The 6,633-nt window shown below is 73.6% G+C and carries 6 protein-coding genes; 5 read left to right on the top strand and 1 reads right to left on the bottom strand.

The genetic code is table 11. The annotated features are described in order from the left end of the window. Positions 1-1,990, bottom strand: a 1,990-nt coding sequence (locus ADY01_RS30780) for a nitrate- and nitrite sensing domain-containing protein (protein ID WP_159001528.1), incomplete at its 3' end; no start/stop codon positions are given. A 358-nt stretch (positions 1,991-2,348) separates the two neighbouring features. Between ADY01_RS30780 and ADY01_RS30775 the strand changes: the two genes are divergently transcribed. The 5 genes from ADY01_RS30775 to ADY01_RS38555 form a co-directional block, all read left to right on the top strand. Then, the gene (locus tag ADY01_RS30775; RefSeq protein WP_049580000.1) at positions 2,349-3,146 is read left to right on the top strand and encodes a protein phosphatase 2C domain-containing protein; all 798 of its coding nucleotides are present in this window, start codon (positions 2,349-2,351) and stop codon (positions 3,144-3,146) included. A 63-nt stretch (positions 3,147-3,209) separates the two neighbouring features. After that, positions 3,210-3,959 (top strand): spermidine synthase, encoded by a 750-nt coding sequence (locus ADY01_RS30770; protein WP_107081882.1) that lies wholly within the window; start codon positions 3,210-3,212, stop codon positions 3,957-3,959. Positions 3,960-4,102: 143 nt separating this feature from the next. After that, on the top strand, positions 4,103-4,942 hold the full coding sequence (locus ADY01_RS30765) for a response regulator transcription factor (protein ID WP_078900760.1): 840 nt from the start codon (positions 4,103-4,105) through the stop codon (positions 4,940-4,942). 46 nt (positions 4,943-4,988) lie between these two features. Then, positions 4,989-6,038 (top strand): HAMP domain-containing sensor histidine kinase, encoded by a 1,050-nt coding sequence (locus ADY01_RS30760; protein ID WP_049579997.1) that lies wholly within the window; start codon positions 4,989-4,991, stop codon positions 6,036-6,038. A 310-nt stretch (positions 6,039-6,348) separates the two neighbouring features. Further along, the coding region (locus tag ADY01_RS38555) for a 2-oxoglutarate dehydrogenase E1 subunit family protein (RefSeq protein WP_159001526.1) at positions 6,349-6,633 on the top strand (285 nt) is incomplete at its 3' end.

Here is a 6,633-nt window from a genome sequence, read left to right as displayed (position 1 = left end):
GGACCACGGGGATCGCGGCGGTGTGGGACAGGTCGGGCAGCGGGGGGGCCGCGTAGGGGCCGGTGAGGGCGTCGGACAGCGTCTCGACGAGCGAACCGGGCAGCACCACCTGGGCGACGGTGCCGCCGCCCTGGCGCGCCGCGAGCCAGCAGCGCAGGCCGTGGCGCGCGGCCAGTCTGGCCACGGTGTACAGGCCCATGCCGATGCCCACGCCCCCGCCGGCGAGGTCGGCGCCGGGCGGCGGGGTCACGGGGTCGGCGAGGCGTGCGTTGAGCTCGGCCAGGCGTCCCTGGGACAGGCCGACGCCCTCGTCCTCCACCAGGAACGCCAGTTCGCTCTCCAGCCACCGGGCGGTCAGCCGGACCCGTGCCCCGGTGGGCGAGTACGCGGTCGCGTTGTCGAGCAGCTCGGCGAGCAGGTGGCTGACGTCCCGCGCGGCGGCGCCCACGATCCTGGCGGGCGGCGGCGGGGGGGCCGTCTCGACCAGCTCGTAGCGCTCTATCTCGCTGACGGCTGCGCGGGCCACGTCGATCAGCGGCAGCGCCTCGCCCAGGTCGGCGACGGGCGGCGCGCCGGCGAGGAGCAGCAGGTTCTCCCCGTGACGGCGCATGCGGGCGGCGAGGTGGTCGACGCTGAACAGGACGGCCAGCCGGTCGGGGTCGGCCTCGTGCTCCTCCAGCCCCTCGATGATGGACAGCTGCTCGCCGACGAGGGCCAGCAGCCGCTGGGCGTGGTGGGCGAACATGCCGTGCACCGCGCCGTGGAGGGCGGCGAGACGGGCCGTCAGGTCGCTCTGCTCGGCCAGCAGCCGGTCGCGCTCCATGCGCAGCCCGCCGCTGTCCCTGGCCGCCTCCGCCGCCTCCAGGACGGCGCTGCTGGCCCGCTCCTGGAGCGCGACGGTCCTGGCGCGCAGCGCGTTGACCGAGGCGACGACCTCGGCGAACTCGTCGTTGCGCCCGGTGTACTTGACCGGCTCCTGGCCGGCCGGGTCGGCGCCGACGCGGCGGGTGCCGAGGCGGACGGTGGCCAGCGGCCGGGTGAGGGAGCGGGCCGTCTGCACGCTGACGGCCAGGGCCAGCAGCAGGGCCAACGTGACGACCACGCCGGTGACCTGGAGCGAGGTCGTGTCGTCCTCGCGGACGGCGTCCAGGCTCGCGGCCTGCTCGGCGGCGAGCGAGGTCAGCACGGACCGCTGCATGCCGGTGCGGGCGGTCAGCGCCTCGTGGACGGCCCCCTCGTCGGCGGCCTGGTCCTCGGTGGAGAGGTAGGGGGCGTCCGCGAGCTCGGCGATGAACTCCTCGGCCTCGGCGGCGGCCTCACCGGTCACCTCGCGCTCGTAGGCGTCCAGGCCGCCGGGGGCCGCGGTGGTGGCGAAGTCGGCGAGCGCGGCCTCCTCGCGGGCGGCCTCGCGCTGGGCGATGGTGGCCAGCTCGGGCGCCCCGCCCCCGGCGCGCAGCCCGGCGACGAGCAGCCCGCGGGTGGCGGACGAGGCGTGCACGGCGCGCGCCAGGTCGGGCAGGGCGTCCCCGGTGGGGTCGGCGGCCCGCTCGGGGCGGGAGCGGCTGACGGAGCGGAAGACGGCGTCCAGTTCGTCGATGGCCGCGGTGTAGGTCTCGTATGTCTCCAGGGCGGTGCTGCCGCCCTCCAGCGCCAGCTCCCTGGCCTCCGGCAGCCCGGTCAGCAGCTCGTGCACGGACTCCCCCGCCTCGTCCGGGAGTTGGGACACGGCGCGGTCGGTGCGTTCCCTGGCCTCCGTGCCGAGCGCGGCGTCGAGGGTCTCGGGGTCGCCGGCGGTGGCGGCCACGACCAGGGCCTCCCGCTCGTCGGCCAGCAGGTGGGAGAGGGTCATGGCGCGGCGGCCCAGCTCGGAGTCCTCGGTGAGCTGCCTGGCGCCCTCCAGGTCGGTGTACGCCCCGTGCACCGCGGGCACCCCCGCGGCGGCCACGGCCGCGCCGGTCAGCAGCACGCCGGCGAGCAGCCTGCTTCGCACCCGCACACGCCGCCTGCGCGCGGCGTGGGACCTGGTGCCTGACGGTGCGGAAGGAGACGGATCGGCAGGGTCGTGCAGTCTCTTCTTCCGCACCTGTGCTCGCATTCTCGTCACGTGGGCACCGACCTTGCCAGCGCCGGCGGCACCCATGGGCCGACTCCCTCCGGCCTTACCCGAAGGAGTGAACAACACCCGGGAGTTGGCGGACAACCCGCCACTCCGGCCCCGCACAGGGGGAGCACGCAACGGACTGGAATTCCGCCCCCGCCCCTGGCAAGATCTCCAACCCGGCTGGAGAAGTACCCGGAGGAACCACCGCATTCGCTGACAATTACCAGCTTACGGCAGAGTGATCACCATGCGCACCCAGTCAGCGACCGTGCCCGGCTCCCCGGACCACCCGAACGAGGACTATGCCGCCACGGCGGTGCCCGCCGCCGGCCGGGGCGGGGCGCTGGTGGTGCTCGACGGGGTGACCGCCCCGGCGGGACCCACCGGGTGCGGGCACGGGGTGGCGTGGTTCGCCGCACGGCTGGGCGGCACCCTGCTCGAACTCGCCGGTTCCCGGCGGGAGGCGTCCCTCACCGAGTGCCTGGCCCTGGCCATCTCCCGTACGGCGGACGCCCATCGGCCGACATGTGACCTTTCTCACCCGCGCACCCCCCAGTCCACCGTCGTCTGCGCACGCTGGGACGACGCCGCCGTCGAGTATCTGGTGCTCTCCGACTCGGCGTTGCTCGTCGAGGCGCCGGACGGGACGGTGCGGACCGTGCTCGACCACCGCCTCGACGACCTGCGCCCGGCGGCCAGGCGCCTGCCGCCCGGCGAGCGCGCCGCGTTCATCGAGGGGATGCGGAACGCGCCGGGCGGCTTCTTCACCGCGGCGGCCGACCCGGCGGCGGCGGAGCTCGCGGTGACCGGCGCGGTGACGCGCGACCAGGCGCGTTCGCTGGCGGCCGTGACGGACGGACTCGGCCGCTGGGTCGAGACGTTCCGCCTCGGCGGCTGGCCCGAGTTGTTCGCCGCGCTGGCGGGCAGGGGCCCCGGCGCGGCCATCGCCGAGGTGCGCGCGGCCGCGGCGGCCGACCCCGACGGGGCGGCGTTCCCCCGCGGCAAGGCCCACGACGACGCGACCGCCGTCCTGGTCGAGCTGTAGCGCCGGGCCGCCCCCGCGCCGCCCGCGGCCGAAACCGCCGGGTGGCCGCGCGAAGATGTCCGCATGGCCCACACCTTCTCCCCAGGCTCAACCGGCCCCTCGGACCGGTCCGGAAGCGCCGGCGCGGACGACGGCTCGCGCCCCGTCGTGCTCGACCGCAGGGAGGGTCCCCACGGCGAGGTGGTGCTGCGCCGCCACAGCGGGCTGTTCCAGATCATCGCCAACGGCTGCTTCCTCATGGACACCTCGGACGGCCGCTCGGAACGCCTCCTGGTCACCGCCGCCCGCGACGCCCTCGACGCGCGCCCCTCGCCCGCGCTGCTGATCGGCGGCCTCGGCGTGGGCTTCTCGCTGGCCGAGGCCGCGGCCGATCCGCGCTGGGGCCGCGTCACCGTCGTGGAGCGCGAGCGGGCCGTCATCGACTGGCACCGGGACGGGCCACTGGCCGCGTTCACCTCGGACGCCCTGGCCGACCCCCGCGCCGAACTGGTCGCCGACGACCTGCTCGCCCACCTGCGGACCGCGGCCGGCCGCTACGACGCGCTCTGCCTCGACATCGACAACGGGCCCGACTGGACCGTGACTGCGGACAACGATGGCCTCTACTCGCCCGCGGGGCTCGCCCTGTGCCGCGACGCCCTCACCCCCGGCGGCGTGCTGGCCGTCTGGTCCGCCCGCCCTTCCGATGCTTTCCCCCGCGATCTCCGTGATGCCGGTTTCACCAGCGTTCGCACCAGAGAAGTACCGGTCGTCCGGGGCGTTCCCGACGTGCTGTTTCTCGCCAGCCATCATCTCGCCAGGCAGTCCGCATAGCCGACGGTTGTTTATCGGCTCTACGCTGCTGGAGTGCTCATCAGCACAGGATCAGCACAACGACAGCCAGAACCAGCCGACTGGCACCAGGACGAATCCCGGGGGCGGGATACATGAATCAAACAGAAATCAGGACACCAACGATGGATCGGAACCATCAGGACAAGGCGCCGTCACCCCATGGCCACTCCGACCCCACACCCCAGGAACGGGCCGGACACCACAACGCCACGGTGACCACGCCCGGCGCCCAGCGGCGCGTCCTGGTCGTCGAGGACGACCCGACCATCGTCGAGGCGATCGCCGCGCGACTGCGCGCCGAGGGCTTCCTCGTGCAGACCGCGGCCGACGGCCCCGCGGCGGTGGAGACCGCGGCCGCCTGGCACCCCGACCTGCTCATCCTCGACGTGATGCTGCCGGGCTTCGACGGGCTGGAGGTGTGCCGCCGCGTCCAGGCCCAACGCCCGGTTCCCGTGCTGATGCTGACGGCCCGGGACGACGAGACGGACATGCTGGTCGGCCTCGGCGTGGGTGCCGACGACTACATGACCAAGCCGTTCTCCATGCGCGAGCTGGTCGCCCGCTCGCACGTGCTGCTGCGCAGGATAGAACGGGCCGCGGTCGCCGCGACCACGCCTCGCCCCGGCAGCGTGCGCCTGGGCGACCTGGAGATCGACCGCACCCAGCGGCGGGTCAGAGCGGCGGGGAAGGACATCCACCTCACCCCCACCGAGTTCGACCTGCTGATGTGCCTGGCCCGTTCGCCGCGCGCCGTCCTCACCCGCGAGCAGCTGCTCGCCGAGGTGTGGGACTGGGCCGACGCCTCGGGGACCAGGACGGTCGACAGCCATGTCAAGGCGCTGCGGCGGAAGATCGGCGCGGAGCGCATCCGCACCGTTCACGGCGTCGGGTACGCGCTGGAGACACCGCCCGGTTTCGCGGGCGAGAGTGCCGCAAGGAGCCAGGCGCCCAACGAGGTCTGAGGTGTCCGAGCTGATCAGGCATTCCCTGGTGCGCAGGGTTTGGCCCATGATGTGGCGCGTGCTGCGCCCGCTCGATCCATTCCGCTCGGTGAAGGCCGCGCTCGGCTGCCTGGTGATCATCTCGGTCGCGATCACGACCCTGCTGATCCTGATGGCCTACCGCTCCGACATCGGGCTGCAAGTGATCGCCATGATCGCGATCATCGCCTCGCTGCTGGTCACCCAGTTCGTCGCGCACAGCCTCGCCGCGCCCGTGCTGGAGATGACCTCCGCGGCACGGGCGATGGCCAGGGGCGACTACGGTCGCCGGGTCCGGGTGGCCCGCCGCGACGAACTCGGGGACCTGGCCCTGGCGTTCAACCGCATGGCCGCCGACCTCCAGGCGGCCGACCAGCACCGCAAGGAGCTGATCGCCAATGTCTCGCACGAGCTGCGCACCCCCATCGCGGGGCTGCGCGCCGTGCTGGAGAACGTGGTCGACGGCGTCTCCGAGGCCGATCCGGAGACCATGAAGACCGCGCTGCGCTCCACCGAGCGCCTCGGCCGCCTGGTCGAGCAGCTCCTCGACCTGTCCCGCCTGGAGAACGGCGCCGTGCCGCTCCAGCCGCGCGGCTTCCAGGTGGAGCCGTACCTCGCGGCCGTGCTGAACGACGCGACCGTGGCCCTGCGCCGGGGCCATGCCCGCACCGACGTGCGGTTCCGGCTCGACGTGACCCCGGTCGGCCTCAGGGCGCACGCCGACCCCGAGCGCCTGGACCAGGTGGTCACCAATCTGGTGGACAACGCCGTCAAGCACAGCCCGCGGGGCGGCCAGGTCACCGTCGTGGCCAGGGCGGGCCACCACGCCGGCGCCCTGGTCCTGGAGGTCCTGGACGAGGGACCCGGCATCCCGCAGTCCCAGCGCGAGCTGGTCTTCGAGCGCTTCGGCCGTGGCACCACCAACGGGGTCACTCCGAGTGACGGCGGAACGGGTCTCGGCCTGGCGATCGCCCGCTGGGCGGTGGATCTGCACGGCGGAACGATCGGGGTGGCGGAATCTCGTCGCGGCTGCCGGATCCGGCTCACGCTTCCAGGTAACGCCCAGGCAAACAGTTGACGTAGGGTCGCCCGGAGGCGGGGGCCGTCCGCGCGCCGGACACCGGCCGTGGGCCCAGGTGGCCGCGGGCCTCGCGCTGCCCGCGCCCCATCGGCGCAGCTCCGCGGCGGTCGCGACCGGTCATTACCATGTGGTTACTGTTTTGCGCCGAACCTGATGCATTTCCCGGGGCAACGTGACCTGAAACCCCCAAATGAATGTGGTGTAGGCCACGACTGGTGGATCAGGACTGCGCCGGACCCCGTAAGGGGCGTAGCCTTGATTTCCGCTGTCCATCACCATTGCGGAGCGGAAGAGGGCGGTTGCCGCCGTGTCGCCACAGTCCCCGAACACACCGAGTGCCGAGACCGACCCAGGAGCAGCTCAGAGCGCTGCCACGGGCTTCGGCGCCAACGAATGGCTCGTCGACGAGATCTATCAGCAGTACCTCCAGGACCCGAACTCCGTGGACCGTGCCTGGTGGGACTTCTTCGCCGACTACAAGCCGGGCAGCGGCGGCGACGCCGCGGCGGCGGGCCCGGGGCCGAACGGCTCAGCGGCCGTAGCGCCCCGGAAGGCCGAGGCCCACCCGGCCTCCGCCGTGTCGACGTCGGCC

The sequence above is a fragment of the Streptomyces sp. SBT349 genome (genome assembly GCF_001083795.1).
Classification (GTDB): Bacteria; Actinomycetota; Actinomycetes; order Streptomycetales; family Streptomycetaceae; genus Streptomyces.
The sequence above is the reverse complement of the archived record's forward strand: the minus strand, read 5'-3'. Positions and strand labels throughout refer to the sequence as shown.